Source organism: Clostridium sp. (assembly GCF_017888565.1).
Classification (GTDB): Bacteria; Bacillota; Clostridia; order Clostridiales; family Clostridiaceae; genus Clostridium.
On the sequence record NZ_JAGHFX010000035.1, the window covers coordinates 1 to 18,056 of the forward strand.

Annotated in this window: 20 protein-coding genes; 19 read left to right on the plus strand and 1 reads right to left on the minus strand. The window is 27.0% G+C overall.

Features of this window, described 5'->3' with window-relative positions:
* Window positions 1–188 precede the first annotated feature (188 nt).
* On the plus strand, window positions 189–1,094 hold the full coding sequence (locus J7M87_RS05925; RefSeq protein WP_291649616.1) for a Gfo/Idh/MocA family oxidoreductase: 906 nt from the start codon (window positions 189–191) through the stop codon (window positions 1,092–1,094).
* A gap of 30 nt (window positions 1,095–1,124) precedes the next feature.
* Here the strand turns inward: J7M87_RS05925 and J7M87_RS05930 are convergent, their stop codons facing one another.
* The gene (locus tag J7M87_RS05930; protein ID WP_291649618.1) at window positions 1,125–2,261 is read right to left on the minus strand and encodes an AI-2E family transporter; all 1,137 of its coding nucleotides are present in this window, start codon (window positions 2,259–2,261) and stop codon (window positions 1,125–1,127) included.
* Window positions 2,262–2,481: 220 nt separating this feature from the next.
* On the opposite strand from J7M87_RS05930, the gene J7M87_RS05935 reads away from it, so the two are divergent.
* From J7M87_RS05935 to J7M87_RS06020, 18 genes are all read left to right on the plus strand, one after another.
* A complete protein-coding gene (locus J7M87_RS05935) occupies window positions 2,482–3,072 on the plus strand; it encodes an NUDIX hydrolase (RefSeq protein WP_291649620.1) in 591 nt (196 codons plus the stop codon).
* 86 nt (window positions 3,073–3,158) lie between these two features.
* Window positions 3,159–4,142, plus strand: a complete 984-nt coding sequence (locus J7M87_RS05940) for an alpha/beta hydrolase (protein WP_291649622.1) — start codon at window positions 3,159–3,161, stop codon at window positions 4,140–4,142.
* A gap of 360 nt (window positions 4,143–4,502) precedes the next feature.
* A complete protein-coding gene (locus J7M87_RS05945; protein ID WP_291649624.1) occupies window positions 4,503–5,054 on the plus strand; it encodes a GNAT family N-acetyltransferase in 552 nt (183 codons plus the stop codon).
* 127 nt (window positions 5,055–5,181) lie between these two features.
* Complete coding sequence (locus tag J7M87_RS05950) at window positions 5,182–5,619, plus strand: MarR family transcriptional regulator (protein WP_291649625.1); 438 nt, start codon at window positions 5,182–5,184, stop codon at window positions 5,617–5,619.
* Window positions 5,620–5,730: 111 nt separating this feature from the next.
* Complete coding sequence (locus tag J7M87_RS05955) at window positions 5,731–6,123, plus strand: HsmA family protein (RefSeq protein WP_291649627.1); 393 nt, start codon at window positions 5,731–5,733, stop codon at window positions 6,121–6,123.
* Window positions 6,124–6,361: 238 nt separating this feature from the next.
* Window positions 6,362–7,114, plus strand: a complete 753-nt coding sequence (gene sufC, locus J7M87_RS05960; protein ID WP_291649629.1) for a Fe-S cluster assembly ATPase SufC — start codon at window positions 6,362–6,364, stop codon at window positions 7,112–7,114.
* Window positions 7,115–7,130: 16 nt separating this feature from the next.
* Window positions 7,131–8,540, plus strand: coding sequence for a Fe-S cluster assembly protein SufB (sufB, locus tag J7M87_RS05965; protein WP_291649631.1), 1,410 nt, complete (start codon window positions 7,131–7,133; stop codon window positions 8,538–8,540).
* On the plus strand, window positions 8,540–9,646 hold the full coding sequence (gene sufD, locus J7M87_RS05970) for a Fe-S cluster assembly protein SufD (RefSeq protein ID WP_291649633.1): 1,107 nt from the start codon (window positions 8,540–8,542) through the stop codon (window positions 9,644–9,646). Before sufB ends, sufD begins: the two co-directional genes overlap by 1 nt.
* On the plus strand, window positions 9,639–10,868 hold the full coding sequence (locus J7M87_RS05975) for a cysteine desulfurase (protein WP_291649635.1): 1,230 nt from the start codon (window positions 9,639–9,641) through the stop codon (window positions 10,866–10,868). Before sufD ends, J7M87_RS05975 begins: the two co-directional genes overlap by 8 nt.
* Window positions 10,869–10,873: 5 nt before the next feature.
* Complete coding sequence (gene sufU / locus J7M87_RS05980; RefSeq protein WP_291649637.1) at window positions 10,874–11,305, plus strand: Fe-S cluster assembly sulfur transfer protein SufU; 432 nt, start codon at window positions 10,874–10,876, stop codon at window positions 11,303–11,305.
* A gap of 220 nt (window positions 11,306–11,525) precedes the next feature.
* Complete coding sequence (locus tag J7M87_RS05985; RefSeq protein ID WP_291649639.1) at window positions 11,526–12,854, plus strand: hemolysin family protein; 1,329 nt, start codon at window positions 11,526–11,528, stop codon at window positions 12,852–12,854.
* A gap of 80 nt (window positions 12,855–12,934) precedes the next feature.
* Complete coding sequence (locus tag J7M87_RS05990; protein WP_291649640.1) at window positions 12,935–13,375, plus strand: hypothetical protein; 441 nt, start codon at window positions 12,935–12,937, stop codon at window positions 13,373–13,375.
* Between the two features lie 79 nt (window positions 13,376–13,454).
* Window positions 13,455–13,691 carry a DUF1292 domain-containing protein gene (locus J7M87_RS05995; protein ID WP_291649641.1) on the plus strand — a complete coding sequence of 79 codons (237 nt, stop codon included), beginning with the start codon at window positions 13,455–13,457 and terminating at the stop codon, window positions 13,689–13,691.
* A 121-nt stretch (window positions 13,692–13,812) separates the two neighbouring features.
* Window positions 13,813–14,043, plus strand: coding sequence for a hypothetical protein (locus J7M87_RS06000; protein ID WP_291649644.1), 231 nt, complete (start codon window positions 13,813–13,815; stop codon window positions 14,041–14,043).
* 122 nt (window positions 14,044–14,165) lie between these two features.
* On the plus strand, window positions 14,166–14,855 hold the full coding sequence (locus tag J7M87_RS06005; RefSeq protein WP_291649646.1) for a hypothetical protein: 690 nt from the start codon (window positions 14,166–14,168) through the stop codon (window positions 14,853–14,855).
* Window positions 14,856–14,979: 124 nt separating this feature from the next.
* The gene (locus J7M87_RS06010; RefSeq protein WP_291649648.1) at window positions 14,980–15,744 is read left to right on the plus strand and encodes a TIGR02206 family membrane protein; all 765 of its coding nucleotides are present in this window, start codon (window positions 14,980–14,982) and stop codon (window positions 15,742–15,744) included.
* Between the two features lie 80 nt (window positions 15,745–15,824).
* Window positions 15,825–16,625 carry a zinc transporter ZupT gene (zupT, locus tag J7M87_RS06015; protein ID WP_291649650.1) on the plus strand — a complete coding sequence of 267 codons (801 nt, stop codon included), beginning with the start codon at window positions 15,825–15,827 and terminating at the stop codon, window positions 16,623–16,625.
* Window positions 16,626–16,887: 262 nt separating this feature from the next.
* On the plus strand, window positions 16,888–18,054 hold the full coding sequence (locus tag J7M87_RS06020) for an AI-2E family transporter (RefSeq protein WP_291649652.1): 1,167 nt from the start codon (window positions 16,888–16,890) through the stop codon (window positions 18,052–18,054).
* The last annotated feature ends 2 nt before the right edge of the window (window positions 18,055–18,056 follow it).

Sequence of the window (18,056 nt, forward strand, 5' to 3'; positions counted from 1 at the left end):
ATTTCATTATTTGAGAACCTTATTTTACTCATATTAAATCACCTCATAACTTTATTGTACAAAAAAAGAACCTATATAGATAGACTCTCTTTTATAAGTGTCCATCTTATAGGTTCCATTTTAATATCTTCTCGCTTTTATTTTTATGATAAAATATAATTGAAATATATTTTAAAGAGGTGAATTTAATGAAAATAGGAATAATTGGTTTAGGAAATATATGTGAAAAGGCTTACTTACCTGTTATTACAGCTATAGAGGGAATAGAAATAGTATTTTGCACTCGTAATAAGGAAAGACTAGATAATTTATCAAAAAAATATAGAATAGCGAAAGTTGTATCTACTGTAGATGAGTTAATTAATATGAATATCGATGCAGCTTTTGTTCATACAGTTACGGAAAGTCATATAGATATAATAGAAAATCTTTTAAATAATAATATCCATGTTTATGTAGACAAACCTATAAGCTATAACTATGAAGAGAGTAAAAGAGTATCTGATTTAGCTAAGAAAGTTAATAAAATACTAATGGTAGGATTCAATAGAAGGTTTGCACCAATGTATTCAAATTTAAAAAATTATGGGACACCTTCTGTTATAAAGCTAGAAAAAAATAGAGTGAGTAGTCCAAAAGATCCCGTAGTATTTGTTTTAGATGATTTTATTCATGTTATAGATACGTTAAGATTTTTAATGAATGAAGAGATAGAAAGTATAAACGTAAATTGTCTAAAGAAGGAGGGGTTAATTTATAATGTTGTTGTTACAATGACAAGCAAAAATACGACTTGTATAGCGATGATGAATAGGGATAGCGGTGCTAATGAAGAGGAGCTAGAATATACCTCATCAGGAAAAAAAGTAATAGTTAGAAATTTAATGGATTCAAAGGTATTAATAAATAATATAGAGGAAAATAAATCTTTTAAAGATTGGGATACTATTTTATATAGAAGAGGATTTGAAAATATAATAAATGAGTTTATTAACTCTGTAAAGTTAGGGATTCAGCCAATGCCAACAATAGAAGATGCGCTAAAGACTCATAAAATATGTGATGAAATTTTAAAGAAGATAAATGAGATTTAATAAGGAAGTGAGATTAATCTCACTTCCTTATTAAATCTTTATATTTTTATTAATTAACCTTTTATTAGTATATTCTTTAATAAGTTGATAAGCTACGCTAAATGTTGGGATTCCAATTAACATCCCTATTAATCCAAGGGTACTACCACCAACTAACATAGCAAGCATAACCCATATTGCAGATAGCCCAACAGAGTTTCCAACTACTTTAGGATAAATGATATTACCTTCAAGTTGCTGTAAGCATAAAATAAATACAATAAACCATAGGGCTTGTATAGGGTTTATTATAAGTATTAAGAATACAGCTGGAATAGTACCAATAAATGCTCCGAATACTGGAATTAATGCTGTTACTCCAATAAGAACGCTAATAAGTAATGAGTAAGGCATTGAGAATATATTCATTCCTACAAAGCAAAGGGCTCCTAATATAACAGCTTCTATGCACTGACCTGTTATAAATTTTGCAAAAGTAACATTAGCAAGTCTACCAATATCTATTATTTTATCTGCTATAGATTTCTTTGAAAAAGCATATAATATCTTTTTAAAATGATATATTAGAGTTTCCTTGCTAGCTAACATATAAATTGTTAATACTATAGAAAGAACAAAATTAACAACACCACTAGTGATATTCATTGTAGTATTCAATATACCAGTGAGAGAAGTAGTTAATAATCCACCAAAGAATTGAAGTAATTCTTTCCATGTGCTCATTAAAGTATTATATACATTTTGTAAAATTTCAGTTGATGAAACAAATTCATTTATTAATGCTTCGAAAGATTTTATATATTCAGGAACAGTATCTAGCAGTGTTGAAACACTTGATACTAATTGTGGAATAACAAATAAAGCTAAAGCTATTATAAGCCCAATAACAGTAATAAATGTTGTTAAAATAGATAAAGGTCTCTTTAAGCCTCTTACAAAACTTGATTTTTCTTTATCTAAAAAATAAAATACGTTTTTTTCAAAGAATTTCATAGGTAAATTCAATACAAATGCCATTGCAAAGGCTATTATAAATGGATTTAGAATTCCTATAACATTTCCAAATGAACCAACTACATATTTTATATTTAAAAGTACAAAATATAAAACGATCAAATATGTTCCAAGTAAGATATTTTGCTTAAATTTGTTGTTTATTTCTTTCAAATTTATACATCCTCCAATTGATTAAAATATAATAAAAGGTTTAAAATTAAGTTTGGTTTAGAGCTATCCTATTAATACAATTATTGATTTAAAATAATATAATATAATTTTAAATCAATAATTGAATTAATACCAGTAATAAAGGTCAAATCATTTGTAAAATAAATATTAAATATATATAATAATAACTATAAATTAAAATAGTAACGGAGTTGAGTGTATGAGTAAGGTAAAGGTAAGTAATATAATAACATTAGCAGATACAAAATATTTAAAGTTGTATAATGCAGATTACATAAATAAAAAAGGTGATTTAAGAAGTTGGAGTATAGCGTCAAGAAAAGATTTAGAAACGATAAAGAGTAAATTTTTTGATGGATCAGAAGATAAAATAGATGCGGTTGTAATAGTTGCAAAGCATATAAAAGAAGATAAATTGGTTGTAATAAGACAATTTAGGGTTCCTATAAATAATTATGTTATTGAATTACCAGCTGGACTTATAGATAATAATGAAAGTTTTGAAGATGCAGTAAAGAGGGAATTAAAAGAAGAAACAGGTTTAGACCTTATAAGCATAGATTATAAAAATACTAAAGAAAAAGTTTATGTTTCAGTAGGTATGACTGATGAGTCTATAGCCCTTGTTCAATGTGCATGTGATGGGGATGTATCATCAGATAACTTAGAGGATGATGAAGATATAGAAGTGATAATGGTTTCAAAAGAAGAAGCTAGAGCACTTATAAATTCTAATGAAAATATAGATGTTAAAGCACTGCTTGCAATTCAAAACTTTATATTAAGCTAAAAAGGTAGGGAGCATCCCTACCTTTTTTAATAAATTTTCCAAAATGAGATAAAATATTAAGGACTATTGTGTATAGAGGTGCTAAAATGGAAGACAAAATTATAAGCAATAAAAGAGAATATTTTGAAAATTTTGGGATGGATGAAGATGTAGTAGAAAAGGTAAGAAAAGAACTTTCATATATAAAACAATCAGGATATTTTACTGGAGAAAATAATATAAAAATATATTATGAAAAATATAAAGTAAAAAAAGAAATAGCAAAAATAGTTATTTCTCACGGATTTACAGAATGTATAGAGAAATATAAAGAAATAATATACTATTTCACAAGAGAAGGATATTCTGTTTATATAATGGAGCATAGAGGACATGGGAGATCTGGAAAATTAGGTATAAAAGATAATACACAAATAAATGTAGAGAGCTTTAATTATTATATAGAAGATTTAAAAAAATTTATTGATAAAATAGTAATTAAGAATAATAAAAGCCTGTATTTATTTTCTCACTCTATGGGCGGAGCAATAGGGGCTATGTTTATAGAAAAGTATCCAGAGTATTTAAATAAAGCTATTTTATCGTGTCCTATGCTTGAAATAGCAATAGGGAAAGTTCCATGTTTTATTGCTAGAAGTATAGCAAAAATAAGTATATTATTTGGAAAAGGTGATGAGTTTATATTTGGTAATATTCCTTATGAAAGTACATACGATTTTATGCTAGCATCAACATCGAACGAAAGTAGGTATAGGGCATATTATAAAGAAATATTATGCAATGAAAAGATACAAAGAGGTGGGGGATCCTTTAGATGGTTATATGAATCTTTAAAAGCAATTAAGTATATATTTAAGAAGAAAAATATAGCCAAGATAAAGATACCAGTTTTACTCTTTCAAGCTGGAAATGATGCTTTAGTTGGTGAAAAGGGAGAAAAAAGATTTTCTAAAAAATGTAATAAGTGTGAATTGGTTAGGTTTGAAAATGCTAAACATGAACTTTACTTAGAAAATGATGATGTATTAGTGCCATACTTAGATAAAATATTTAATTTTTTAGAAAGGTGAATTAGTATTATAGAATATTAATTAATGTAGGTATTGAAAAGTTTGTAATTATTAATATTAAGCAGGCTATATAAAAATATAAGCCTGTTTTTTAGTATTAACAATAATATTATTATAAAAATATGATATTATATAAGTTACAATAAAAACTTAACATTTAAATATAATATTAAGGAATTAATATTATAAAAATAAAGTTAGTATTTTAGAAGCTTATATAAAAAATTAAATAATATATATGATTTCAATTTTGATATCTTACTTAATATAAGTATATTAGACCTTTAATATACTATTAGTGTTAACTATATAGATTATCAATTGAGACATATATGTAAATGCATAAGGAGGTATATTAAAATGCAAGAGATACTAAATTTAAAAGACAAGAGTGGAAATGTGGTTGATGCTAAATATAGAGAATTAGATTTAAGTTATATAGATCAAATAATGAGGCTACAAGATATAATAATTGACGGATTAGAAGATAAGCAATTATATGCTCCTACAGAAAAAAATGAGTTTATAGAGTATTTTAAAAAGGGTGCTAAAATAATAGGCTATTTAAATGAAAAAGAAGAGCTAATTGCTATGGCAGTTTATATAAAAAAAGGGTATGAAAAAGGAAATTATGGATATGATTTAGATCTAGAAGGGGAAAAGCTACTTAAAGTTGGGCAAGTTGAATCAACTGTAGTTAGAAGTGATTATAGAGGAAATGGCCTTCAAAGAATACTTTGTGAAAAGATTGAAGATATAGCTAAGAAAGATGATGTTAAACTATTAACATCAACAGCTTCACCGTATAACAAATATAGTGTTAATACATTTGAAAAATTAGGATATAAAATTAAAAAAGATAAAATTAAATATGGCGGATTAAGAAGATATGTATTAGCTAAAGAATTATAAATTAATGTAGCTGCTGAATTTTACAGTAGCTACATTAATTTACTATGTTATCTATATTGTAAAATAAATATAAGTTATAATATTCTTAAACTATATTAGTTAATAAAATATATTTAAAGGAGAAAATATGAAAAATAAATTTGATTCATTTGAAATGGCGATGCTTATAAAAGAGATATATTCAAGTACTATGAATATTTTAAGTAGTAGTTTGAAGGAAAGTGGATTAACACATCAACAAATAATGGTTATAAAGATAATAGGGCACAATAAAGAGGTAACGATATCAAAGCTTTGTGAAGAAATGCACCTTGCAAAGGGAACAGTATCAGGGATTGTACAAAGGTTAGAAAGTATAGGCTACTTAGAAAAGATTAAATATGGTAGTGATAAACGTAATACATATGTTAGGTTTTCTGATAAAGGATTAGAGTTTTCAAAGGAATTCAGAATGAAAATAAATAACAGCTTTGATATAGTTTTTGATAAGTTTACTGATGAAGAGGGGGAACGTGCAATAGAAGAACTTAGAAGAATAAAAGATAAGATAAAAAAGATTAATTAGAGATTTTAAATTTAATCTCTTTTTAATCTTGACATAAGAAATATTGAAAAGTATAATAGTTTGCATACGAACTAAATAGTTTGTATGCAAACTTATTTGGAGGGATGAAAGATGAATTCAGAATTAATTTTAGCTATTGTAACTATAACATTAGCACTAGTATTTTACACAATAGGTGTATTTGGAGAGAGAAAAGCTAAGAGTTTAAGCAAAAAACATGTAATTATATTTTGGTTAGGTTTAATTTTTGATACTACAGGAACATTAACAATGAGTAAAATAGCAGAAGAAGGAATAAAAGGAATTTCAGAAGTTTCTCAAATGATCCATGGTGTAACTGGACTTTTAGCTATTATTCTAATGTTATTTCATGCTGTATGGGCAACTTGGGTTTTATATAAAAATGATGAAAAGAAAAAAGCTACATTCCATAAGTTTAGCATAGCTGTATGGTTAGTATGGTTAGTACCATATATAGTTGGTATGATAATTGGAATGATGTAAAAGTGGGAGCTTATTCCTTTGAATAAGCTCCTTTTTTATATAAAGTAAAAAATATTTAGCAATGTAAAGCTAATATAAGTTAATAGTAAATAATTAGGCAATATAGTTCAAATTTAAAAAAATACCAGTTGATTAAATCTGAGTAATTTAGTATGATATAATCAATTCAGAGTGAAATAATAAGGATTAAATTAAATAAACTTAAAATAAATTCAAACATAATTAAGGAGATGTAAATATGAGTGATGTTTTATTAAATATAAATGGATTAAAAACGGCTGTTGAGGGAAAAGAAATTCTTAAAGGCTTAGATTTAAAGATAAACAAAGGTGAAATTCACGTTATAATGGGACCAAATGGTGCTGGAAAGTCAACATTAGCTAATACTTTAATGGCTCATCCAAAATACAAGCAAGTTGAAGGTGAAGTCACATTTGAAGGTGAAGATATAACAGAATTAAAAACTGATGAAAGAGCAAAGAAAGGCTTATTTTTATCATTTCAACATCCAGAAGAAGTTCCAGGTATAACTGTAGAAAACTTTATAAGAAGCGCTAAAATAGCTAAGGATGGACAATTAATTAAATTCTTAAAGTTTGATAAAGATTTAAAGAATAATATGAAAGAATTAAAAATGGATAATGAATATGCAAAGAGATATTTAAATGTTGGTTTCTCTGGTGGAGAAAAGAAAAAAAATGAAATATTACAAATGCTTATGCTAAGCCCTAAGCTTGCAATACTTGATGAAACTGACTCAGGATTAGATGTAGATGCTATAAGAATAGTTTCACAAGGTATAAAGATGTTTGCAAATGAAGAAAATGGAGTGCTAATAATAACACATAATACAAAAATACTTGAAAACTTAAAAGCTGATTATGTTCATGTTTTAGTTAATGGAAAAATAGTTAAAACAGGAGATGCAACATTAGCTAAGGAAATTGAGAAAAATGGATATGAAGCTTTTAAAGCAGAAGCAGCAATGTAATATGGAGGTGAATACTTTGGAAATAAAGAAGAAGACCTATGTAGATGATATGGATAGAGGTGTCTACGATGTTAAAAATGAAGACAGATTTGACTTCAAGGCAGATAAGGGATTAACAAAAGAAATCGTAGAAACTATATCTAAAGAAAAAGATGAACCAGAATGGATGAGAGAATTTAGATTAAAATCTCTTGATATATATAATAAGATTAAGCTTCCAACATGGGGACCATCATTGGATGAGCTAGACATGAATAACATAGTTACTTATGTTAGACCAAAGTCAAAGCTTAATGAAAGCTGGGAAGAGGTTCCAGAAGATATTAAAAAGACATTTGATCTTTTAGGAATACCAGAAGCAGAAAAGAAATCATTAGCTGGAGTTGGAGCACAATATGATTCAGAAGTTGTTTATCATAGTATAAGAGAAGATCTTGTTAAGCAAGGTGTTATATATACAGATATGGAAACTGCAGTTAAAGAATATGAAGATATAGTTAGAGAATATTTTATGAAATGTGTTGCTCCAAGTGATCATAAATTTGCGGCACTACATGGAGCAGTATGGTCAGGTGGATCATTTGTATATGTACCAAAAGGAGTAAATGTAGATATACCACTACAATCGTATTTTAGATTAAACTCACCAGGTGCAGGACAATTTGAACATACTTTAATAATAGTTGAAGAAGGCGCAACCCTTCACTTTATAGAAGGATGTTCAGCACCTAAATATAACATGACTAATCTTCATGCTGGATGTGTTGAATTATTTGTAAAAGAAGGAGCTACTCTTAGATATAGTACAATAGAAAACTGGTCAAAGAATATGCTTAACTTAAATACAAAGAGAGCAATAGTCGAAAAGAACGGAAGAATAGAATGGGTATCAGGATCATTTGGATCAAAGATATCAATGCTTTATCCTATGAGCATTTTAAAAGGAGAAGGAGCAAGAGCTGAATTTACAGGAGTATCTTTTGCTGGTAAAGGTCAAAACTTAGATACTGGAGCGAAAATAATACATGCAGCACCAAATACTTCTTCAACAATAAACTCAAAATCTATCTCTAAAAATGGAGGAGCAGCTACTTATAGAGGAGTTGTAAAAGTAAATGCAAATGCTTATAACTCTAAATCAGTAGTATCATGTGAATCATTAATGCTAGATAATTTATCTAAATCGGATACTATACCAGTTATAGATTTAATGAATGATGATGTTGAAATAGGGCATGAAGCTAAAATAGGTAAAATTAGTGATGAAGCTATATTCTATCTAATGAGTAGAGGAATAAGTGAAGAAGAAGCTAAGTCAATGATAGTAAGAGGATTCGTTGAACCTATATCAAAAGAATTACCACTTGAATATGCGGTAGAAATGAATAATTTAATTAAGCTTGAATTAGAAGGGAGCATTGGATAATGAATAATAGTTTAAATTTCAATAATTTAAATAAGACTCCTGTAAGAACTAAAAGCTGGTTAAATGTTAATGATATAACATTAAGAGATTATAAAGCTCCTGAAATAGGAAACTTTAATAATGATAAAATAACTGGTAATGATTTAGAAGGAGTAACAATAGAAAAACTTAATAAGGGAAATGTATTTCCATTAAATAAGAAGTTTATATATGGAGTTTCATATGAAATAGTAAATCAAGGTGAATTTGATTTTAATAAAGGATATATAATAAATATAGCTAAGAATTCTAAAGTTGAAGAACCAATAATTATAGAATTTAATATGGATAATGAAAATAATACTTTAGTAGATAATATACTAATAGTTGCTGAAGAAAATTCTAATGCTAAAGTAATTATAAAATATAATTCATTAGATGATAGTGAAGGATATCATAACGGTGTCTGTAAGATATTTAGTAAAAACAATAGTAATATTCAAGTTGTTAAAGTGAATTTATTAAATAAAAATACAATGAATTTAGATTCAAATCTTTCAGATGTTGGATACAATGGTAAAGTTGATTTTGTTTCAATAGATTTAGGTGGAAAAAATAGTATTACAAATTATCATGGTGATTTACTTGAAGACAATTCTGAATCAACACTTAGTTCAATTTACTTAGGTGGAGATAAGAAAGTTATAGATATGAATTATGTTATGACTCATAAAGGAAGAAGAAGTAAGTCAGGGATAACAACTAAAGGAGCCTTAAAGGGAGAAGCTAACAAGATATTTAGAGGAACTCTTGATTTTAAGAGAGGAGCTTCAAGAAGTGTTGGAGTAGAAGATGAATATTGTATGATATTATCTCCAAAGGTTAAGGGAAAAGCTCTTCCATTATTACTTTGTGAAGAAGATGATGTATCTGGAGAACATGCAGCTGCTTCAGGTAAGATAGATGAAGCAAAACTATTCTACTTAATGAGTAGAGGTCTAAGCTATAATGATGCTAGAAGGGTTATTATAGAAGGAGCCTTTAATCCAATAATAGACAAAATAGATAATGAAAATATAAGAGAAGCAATAGTAGCTTCTATAAAGGAATGTTTAGATAATGAATAATAGAGATTTTTTGAAAGATTTTCCTACATTAAATAAAGAGAGAAATGGAAAGAGAATAGTTTATTTAGATAGTGCTGCAACAACACAAAAGCCTAGTTCTGTTATAAATGCTATAAAAGATTATTATGAACAATCTAATGCAAATCCTCATAGAGGTGCTTATGAATTAAGTGTACTTGCAACAGATGCTTATGATGAAGCAAGAGAAAAGGTTAAAAATTTTATAAATGCAAAGTATAGAGAAGAAATAATTTTTACTAAAAATGCAACTGAATCATTTAACCTTTTAGCTATGGCATATGGAATGAATTTTATAAATGAAGGTGATGAAATAGTAATTTCAATTGCAGAACATCATTCAAATCTAATTCCATGGCAACAAGTAGCAAAAGCTAAAGGTGCTATCCTTAAGTATATGTACACTGATGAAAATGGTGAACTTACAGAAGAAGAAGTAAGAAATAAAATTACTGAAAAAACAAAAATTGTAAGTATAACACATGTATCTAATGCTTTAGGAACAATAAATCCTGTAAAAGAAATTGCTGAATATGCGCATTCAAAAGGTGCTATAGTTATAGTTGATGGGGCACAAAGTGTTCCACATATGAAGGTAGATGTAAGGGACATAGATGCAGATTTTTTAGTAATTGCAGGCCATAAGCTATTAGCACCTATGGGTATAGGTGTATTATACGGTAAAAAAGAACTACTAGAAAAAATGCCACCTTTAATGTTTGGCGGAGATATGGTAGAGTATGTATATGAGCAAGAAACTACATTTAATGTATTACCATATAAATTTGAAGCAGGTACTCAAAATGTTGAAGGTGCAGTGGGGTTATCAAAAGCAATAGATTACTTAAATGAAATAGGTATGGATAACATAGAAAAAATTGAAAAAGAACTAATGACTTATGCATATGAAGAAATGAGTAAGCTTGAATATGTGAAAATATATGGGCCAAAAGATATTGAAAAAAGAGGAGGAGTTTTATCCTTTGAAATAGATGGAGTTCATCCACATGATGTAGCTTCAATATTTGATACTTTTGGAGTGTGTATAAGAGCAGGTAATCACTGTGCACAACCTCTAATGAGATATATGGGAATAAATGCAACATCTAGAGCAAGTATATATTTTTATAATACAAAAGAAGATGTTGATAGATTAATAGAAGCAGTAAAACATACATATGATATGTTTGCAAAATGGAGGTAATATTAATGGATTTAAACGCTATATATACAGAACTTATAATGGAGCACAGTACTTCAAGACATAACAGAAGAAAGCTAGATAATCCAGATTTATCTGAAAAAGGCCACAATCCAAGTTGTGGAGATGAAATAACATTAGAGTTAAAAATCAATGGAGACATCATAGAAGACTTAGCATTTACCGGTCAAGGTTGTGCAATATCTCAAGCATCAACTTCAATGATGATCGATCTTATTAAAGGTAAAGATAAAGAGGAAGCATTAAAGCTTGTAGAAACATTTATTGGAATGATAAAAAGAGAAATAAATGATGAAGATGAACTTGAAGCTTTAGAAGATGCTATAGTTCTAAAAAATATATCAAATATGCCAGCTAGAGTAAAATGTGCTGTTCTTGCATGGCATACTTTAAAAGAAGCTTTTGGTGAAGAAAACTAATAAAAGGTTAGGAAACTTTTGATTTCCTAGCCTTTTATTATAGAGATACGTAATAATCATTAGTTTTTAGAAGATATAGCTTAATATAGATAAGTATTTTACAATAATTTAAAAAATTAAGATTATTTAATCTGTAGTATTAAAAATACGAATTTGAAAGAATAAGCTTTTATATGGTAGAATTATCTCACTATATTTTAAATTTAAGGAGAATGAATAAATGGAAGGAAGTCCCGGGAGTAGTTTTATATTAATTTTAATATTGGTAATAGTTAATGCATTTTTTGCATCGGCAGAAATGGCAATAGTATCATTAAATAAAACAAAAATAAATATATTAGCAGAAGAAGGAAATAAGAAAGCAATACTATTAAGAAACATACTAAAGGAGCCTAATAATTTCTTATCTACAATACAGGTTGGAATAACATTTGCAGGTTTCTTTGCATCAGCATCAGCTGCAACATCAATTTCAGTTGGATTTGCAAACATATTAAAAGAAGCTAATGTTCCTTATAGCGAAAGTATTGCATTAGTGATAACAACTTTAGCTATTTCATATTTAACACTAGTTCTTGGAGAATTAGTACCTAAGAGAATAGCACTTCAAAATTCTGAAAAGGTTGCAATGTTTTCTATAAAAACAATAATTCTAATATCAAAAATAACAAAGCCATTTGTATGGTTTTTATCATTTTCGACTAATATTATTCTTAAGATTTTTGGATTTAAAACAGAAGGAATTGAGGAACAAATATCTAGAGAAGAGATTAGAAGTCTTATAGAAATTGGTGAAGAAAATGGGGCTATAAATCAAGTTGAAAGAGAAATGATAGATGGAATAATTGAATTTGATGATACTACAGCTAAAAAGATAATGACGCCAAGAACAGAAACGTTTTTATTAGACGTGGATGATGATATTAGAGATTGTATTAAAACTATCTTAGATGAAAACTTTTCAAGAATACCTGTATATGAAGAAGAAATAGATAATATCATAGGTATATTGCATATGAAAGATTTATTTGCAAGTATCGTTGAAAAAGGTATAGATAATGTAAAAATAAGAGATCTAATAAAAGAACCATGTTTCTTTATTGAAACAAAAAGTATAGATGACTTATTTAAAGAATTAAAAGATAAAAAAGCTTATATAGCTATTCTGATAGATGAGTATGGTGGATTTTCAGGTATAGTAACAATGGAAGATATCATAGAAGAAGTAATGGGAGAAATCCTAGATGAGTATGATGATAATTTAGATGTTGAAAAAATAGATGATAAGAACTATGTTGTTAGTGGATTAATGACTTTATCAGATCTAAATGATTATTTAGATTTAGAATTAGAGTCAGAAGTTGCTGATACCATAGGTGGATTTTTCATTGAAAAGCTTGGAGCAATTCCAACTACAACTAAAAATTGTGAAGTATTATCAGATAATATAACATTAAGACTGGTAAAACTAGATGATAGAAGAATCGATAGGATTCATTTAATTATAAATGATAAAGAGAAGAGAATCGAAGAGCTAAATGAAAAATAAAATAAATTTATCATTTAAATAATTTAAAAGGAATAAACCTCCTTTATAAAATAAACAATAATATAAAGGAGTGTGAAAATATGAATAAAGATATAAATGAACTCAATAAAGAACTAGAAGGAATTATAATGGGAGAAAATGAAATAGCAAAATTAAAAGAAAAAGCTATTGATTATAAAGTTATAGAACTTCTAGATAAAGTATTGATAACAGTTCAAAAGAATAAAGATTTGATAGTAAAAGAAATTGAAGAATTAGGTGCTAAAGTAACATATGACGAAGGCATGTGGGGAAAAGTTGTAGAAATTTTTAATAGCATTAAAGAGATAAATGTAGACACTGATAAAGAAATACTACAAACAGCAATTAAAGGTACAGAAATGGGATTTAAAGCTATTTTAGATTTCCTAATAAAAGACAATAATATACATGAACATTTAAAGCGTAGTTTAATAGAAATATCAGATGAATATACTGTGCTAATAAAGGATATGCAAGAATATTTATTAAGATTAGCTTAAAGATAATTTTAATAATATATATGCATAAATTTACTGAATTAAAGCAAAATAAATTTAGTAAGGTAAAGGAGTGTATATTATGAGTGAAAAAATAATGTCTTTTAGTGATGAAAATGGAAATAAAGTAGATTATGCAATATTAGAACAAAAACTAATATGTGGAAATGAATATGTTGCTATGGCACCTGTTAAAGATAAATCACATATTGAAATATATAAAATAAAATTCGATAAACACTGGAATGAAAGTTTAAGTGAAGTAGAATCAGAAAAAGAAATAAATATGTTTAAGCAGGTTTCAAGCTTAAAATTTTAATTTAAAAATAAGTCAAAATAGTTAATTCTATTTTGACTTATTTTTTTGAGGAAAAATTAGGGTAACAAATAAAAATGATAATGAATAAGATAAAGTAAAATAATTCTAGGAGCAAAAAATAATGAATAGTTATAATTTAATCATGAAACTCCAAGCGAAGATGCAAGATCCACGCTTTGCTGATAGGTTCAATAGAATAGTATCAGAATTTAATAATATCCCAGGAGTTCAACAAGAAGTTATGAGAATAGCACAAATAGAAGATGAGAAAAAAAGAGAAAAAGCTATATCCAAACTTCCAGATAGGGTAAAAAAACTTGTTAGAGAAGTTTATTCATTGTTAAATGAATAAGTTTATTAAGTTATTTATTATACTTAATAAGATAAATATTAAATATTATAAAAAGCATTAACCAAAAGAAGAAACCATTCATATATTATGTATTATGAGTATTATACAAGGAGATAAAAAAGATGGAAACAAATTATGAATTCAATAGTGATAATTTTGAAGATATAATAAGAAGAATTCAAAATGAAGAAGGAAACCAATTTGTAGGAGAAAATTCAATAGAAAATAATTCAGTAGAAAATGATGCATTCTTTGAAAATGATAATTTTGCAGATTTAGCTAATTTTGATGAAGATATCGATAGTTTAAATAATGAATTTCAAGGCGAAGAAAATTTGGATAGACTTAGTAATGAAGAATTACGTTCTGGATGTGGTAATAATAGCGGAATAGTAAATTGTCGTCGATGTTTTGAAAGAGGATTAAGATGTGGACTAGAAAGAGGATTTAGAAGAGGCTTTAGATGCGGATTAAGTAAGGGTAGAGAGCAAGGAAGACGTGAAGGTTATTCACAAGGATTTAGAGATGGATTTAGAAGTGGTGTTTCTAGAGCAGAAGAATTAGCTAGAGCTAGTTTTGAAAGAGGCCTTAGACAAGGATTTAGGCAAGGATTTAGACAAGGATTTGAAAGAGGATTTAGAGAAGGCTGCAGAGTAGGTTTTCAAAGAGGTTTTAGGGCTGGAGTTAGAAGAGGCCGTGAAGAAGTAATTAGAGAGGTAATGAGATTCTTAAATGATTTAAGACAAGGAAATAACAATAATGGAAATAACAATAATGGAAGTTGCAATAATGGTTGTTGGAGATCTTGTTAATATGAAAATAAACTAATTTAAAAATAGTATAATAAGACCAGTATGGCATTTGCTATACTGGCCTATTTTTTTAGAATTATTTTATTATTGACATCATATTGATAGATTAGAGAGGAGATATATAATGAGAGATTTTTTTATATCGCAAAGACCAAATAAAAACTATCAAATGAGTAGTATGGAGCAATTTATTCCAATACTAATAATGATATTAATAATAGTGTTATTAGTAGTTTATAGAAATGAGATAAGAAAAAATTATAGGGTTGAAAAAACATTAAGATATACATTAACAGGTTTATCTTCAATTATATTTATATTTTATTATTTGGGCACATGGTTAATTAGTGGAATAGAAGTAGATAATTTGCCTTTGCATCTTTGTTATATTGCAAATATTTTATGCATTATTCTTGGGTTTACTAAAAGTAGAAGAATATATGACTTTGTTATTTGCTATGGTGCTATAGGAGGAATGGCTAGCTTAATAGCTATGGATACTTCCTTATCCAGCATGTACTTAAAATATTATCAGTTTATGGTATCGCATATTTCAATAATAGTAATTCCAGTATATTTTTTAATAATACATAGATATTATCTAAAAGAATATAGAGTAGTAAAATTATATATATTATTACAGATAATAGGTATAGCAATTGGCATACTTAATCATAAATTTAATACTAATTATTTTTTTATAATGTTTAATTCAAATGCAGCCGCACGAGGTACTGTTCTTGAGGGGTTAGGAGATGGTTATAATTATTTTATAAATTTAGAATTACTGGTAACGCTATATACAGGAACTATATATATATTAGTTAAATTTCTTAATAGAAAAATGAAAAATTCAGAAGTTTTAGAAAATAAATATAATTTCAATTGAAATTAATTATCATTTAGTGTAAAATAATCATATAGAGTTAATATATGAAATAAAAGAAATTAAATAAGGAGGATAAAAATATGAGCAATATAACAGTAGCGTTTTTAATAACATTATTTGCTGGACTTGCGACTGGTATAGGAAGTTTAATAGCTTTCTTAGCAAAGGATACAAATAAGAAATTTTTATCCATAAGTTTAGGATTCTCAGCTGGAGTTATGATATATGTATCAATGATAGAAATATTCCCAAAGGCAAAAGATTCATTAGTATTAGCATTAGGAGAAAGACCAGGAAATTATTTAACTGTAATTTCATTTTTTGCAGGGATGTTTCTAATTGCAATAATAGATAAATTTGTACCTAGTGGAGAAAATCCACATGAAGTTAAGTCACTTCCAATAGAAGGGGAGAAGGAAAAGAATACTGATGGACTTTTAAGAACAGGAGTATTTACTGCATTAGCAATAGGTATTCATAATTTTCCGGAAGGACTAGCTACATTTATATCTGCATTAGGAGATATGAAAATAGCAATACCTATAGCAGTAGCTATAGCAATTCATAATATTCCAGAAGGAATATCAGTTTCAGTACCAATTTACTATGCTACAGGAGATAAGAAGAAGGCATTTTTATATTCTTTTTTATCAGGAATGTCAGAACCAATTGGAGCAATTGTGGGATATGTATTTTTAAGAAATTACTTTAATGATCTAACATTTGGAATAGTATTTGCTATGGTAGCAGGTATAATGGTATTTATATCACTAGATGAATTATTACCAGCAGCTAAGGAATACGGTGAGCATCACCTATCTATATATGGATTAATTTTAGGTATGATAGTAATGGCAGTAAGCTTGCTATTATTTATTTAATAAAAGGATTGTCTAGATCAAAGTTTAGACAATCCTTTTTATGGTATATAAATTAATATAAACAAAATTATATAAAGTTTAAAACATAAATAGAAAATTATAAATTGAGAGTAATATATATTATAAATTTACATAAGAATAATATTATAATAATGAATAATTAATTAAATTTCACAAAAGATGTCCATTTTAAACCTAAATACATTATAATTGTATTACAAAGGTTTAACATAAAAAATATTATAGTAAAGAGAGGTAAATAATGAAAGTAAATTGGAATAGTAAATACACAACAATAGCAATATATTCATTTATAGTTGCAATTTCAGTTATATTATTTTATTTAGCTATATCGCAAGTAACGATTTTTACGGATAAGTTAGATTCTATATTAGTTGTTATGCAACCATTTATAATTGGATTTTCAATTGCATACATAGTAAATTTTTTATTAGACTTTTATGAAAATAAAGTTTTTGAAACAAGATATATAAAAATGGTAAAGCTAAAATCAAAAAGAGGATTAGCTATATTATTTTCTTATATAACTACTTTTTTTATAATTAGTATGTTTGTAAAATTCTTATTACCTCAGCTAATTGATAGTATTGTTGGGTTAGTAAATGATATACCCTCATATATAACTAACACTACAAATTTTGTAAATGAAATAATAATGAAATTAAATATAGAAGAGCAATATTCTCAAGTTTTAATGGATAACTTTAATAGCTCGGTTAATTATATAATTAAATTTGCTACAAATTTAATTCCTGCATTGGGAGGATTTTTAGCGAATGTTGCTTCAAGTATATGGAATGTGATTTTAGGTATAATTGTTTCTGTTTATTTATTAATAGATAAAGAAAAGTTATGTGCATTAAGTAAAAAAGTAACTTACGGATTATTTCCAGAATTATATGCAGATGAAATTATAAAACTAGTTGATAGAAGCAACTATACATTTGGAAGATTCCTAGTTGGAAAGATAATAGATTCTTTAATTATAGGAGTATTAACATTTATAATACTAACTATATTTAAAATGCCATATACAGTGTTGATTTCAGTTATAGTTGGAATAACTAACATTATACCATTCTTTGGGCCATTTATAGGAGCAATACCATCATTTATAATAATATTATTTGTATCTCCTGTTCAAGCTTTATGGTTTTTATTAATAATATTCTTTATACAACAATTAGATGGAAATGTAATAGGACCAAAGATTTTAGGCGATTCAATAGGTATCTCAGCCTTTTGGATATTATTTTCTATATTAGTTGCAGGAAAGTTATTAGGTATAGTAGGAATGATAATAGGGGTTCCTCTATTTGCTGTTTTCTATTCTATAGTTAAGGATTTTATAGAAAGTAAGCTAAGAAAAAAGGGATTAAAAACAGAAACAAAGGAATATATGAAATAAAA